Source organism: Streptomyces sp. W16 (assembly GCF_033194735.1).
Lineage (GTDB): Bacteria > Actinomycetota > Actinomycetes > Streptomycetales > Streptomycetaceae > Streptomyces.
Genome location: NZ_JAWOAI010001017.1, coordinates 1 through 1629, shown reverse-complemented (window position 1 = coordinate 1629; position 1629 = coordinate 1). Strand labels below are relative to the sequence as shown.

General features: G+C 72.6%; 2 protein-coding genes and 1 pseudogene. 2 read left to right on the top strand and 1 reads right to left on the bottom strand.

The genetic code is table 11. The annotated features are described in order from the left end of the window. A partial coding sequence (locus R6V09_RS52610) for an RpiB/LacA/LacB family sugar-phosphate isomerase (RefSeq protein ID WP_317888476.1) occupies positions 1 to 325 on the top strand: 325 nt, incomplete at its 5' end. A 13-nt stretch (positions 326 to 338) separates the two neighbouring features. Here the strand turns inward: R6V09_RS52610 and R6V09_RS52605 are convergent. After that, positions 339 to 1244, bottom strand: coding sequence for a LysR family transcriptional regulator (locus R6V09_RS52605; RefSeq protein ID WP_317888475.1), 906 nt, complete (start codon positions 1242 to 1244; stop codon positions 339 to 341). An 88-nt stretch (positions 1245 to 1332) separates the two neighbouring features. Here R6V09_RS52605 and R6V09_RS52600 point away from each other — a divergent pair. Continuing rightward, a pseudogene (locus R6V09_RS52600) lies at positions 1333 to 1629 on the top strand (hypothetical protein); the annotation flags it as partial.

Sequence of the window (1629 nt, the reverse complement as noted above, 5' to 3'; positions counted from 1 at the left end):
CTGCTCGGAGGCGGCGGCCCGCGAGGTCGCCGCCGGGACCGCCGACGAGGCGGTCGTGTGCTGCTGGACCGGCACGGGCGCGTCGATCGCCGCGAACAAGGTGGCGGGCGTACGGGCGGCACTGTGCACGGACGCCTACACGGCGGACGGCGCACGCCGCTGGAACGACGCCAACGTACTGGCCCTCGGCCTGCGGCTGACGTCCGAGCCGCTGCTCAGGGAGATCCTCGACGCCTGGTTCGCGGCGGAGCCGAGCGCGGACGCCGACGACCGGGAGAACGTGGCCCGCGTCGGCCGGCTCGACCTGAACAGGACTACTCCGTAAGCGAGTTCGCGTACTAGGGTGCGGCCCCGATCGCCTGCCGGAGCGCCTGGCGGCAGGCCGTGATGGCGGGGTGGGGGCCGCGTCCGCTGCGTACGGCGGTGAACAGGGAGCGGGTGCGATGGCCCTCGGGGAGCTCCCGCAGCGCGACGGTGGGCGGGCGGCCGTTCCACGCGAGGTCCGGCAACAGGGCGGCGGCATGGCCCAGTTCGGCCAGCCTCAGGTGCAGTACCAGGTCGGCGGACTCGAAGCGCACATCGGGTTCGAAGCCCACGGTGCGGCACAGCGCGGTGGCCCAGTGCCGGGCGGGTGAGCCCTCGGGTTCCATGACCCAGGGGTGGTCGGCCAGCGCCCGGAGTGCGTCCATCGGTCCGGTGTCCTGGCCGTCGGGTCTCGGTGTGGCCAGGCGCAGCGGGTCCTCGCAGAGGGGTTCCTGTTCGAGTTCGGCGGGCCGGGGGTGCGGGTTGCCCGGGTACTCCTCGGTGACGACGAGATCGAAGTCGCGGGCGAGCAGCGCGGGCAGCGCCTCGCTCGGCTCGGCCTGGGTGACCTCGACCCGCAGGTGGGGGTGGGCGTCGCGCAGCAGCGTCAGCGCGGTCGGCACCAGGGCGAGCGCCGCGGTCTGGAAGGAGGCGATGCGCAGCGTGCCGATGAGGTCGGTGAGGGAGGTGGCGATGTCCGCCTCGGCCTCCTCCAGCCGCTTGAGCACGGCCTCGGTGTGCGCGACGAGGATCTCCGCCTGCGGGGTGAGCCGCACCCGGCGCCCCACGGGCACCAGCAGCGGGACGCCGACCTCGGATTCGAGCTGCGTGAGCTGCTGGGAGACGGCGGAGGGGCTGTACGACAGTGCGGCGGCGACGGCGGCCAGCGTGCCGCGGTGCTTCAGCTCGCGCAGGAGGCGCAGTCGGTGCAGATCGAACACCACCGGCCTCCATCGGTCAGTTTCTCTGACGAATACCGTTCGAAAACATGCGCTGGACTAATCATACAATTGATCACACGCTGATCACGTGTCCAAGACTTCTCTCCTCTCCGGCAGCTCCGCCCCGCGCCGCCTGCCCTGGTACGTCAGATCCGTCGCCCGGACCTGGACCTGCGCGCCGCCTCCGGCCGAGGTGCGGGACTTCCACGCCGGACTGCCCGGCTACGCGCCCACCCCTCTGACCGAACTCCCCGCCCATGGACCGAACGCGGCCGACCTGTCTCCGCCGCCCGACTCACGGCCCGACTCGCCGGAACCGGGCTGCCGTTGCCGGACGGACACGCGGCACTGCCTCTGCACCCCTGGCAGTGGCGCGAGATCCGAC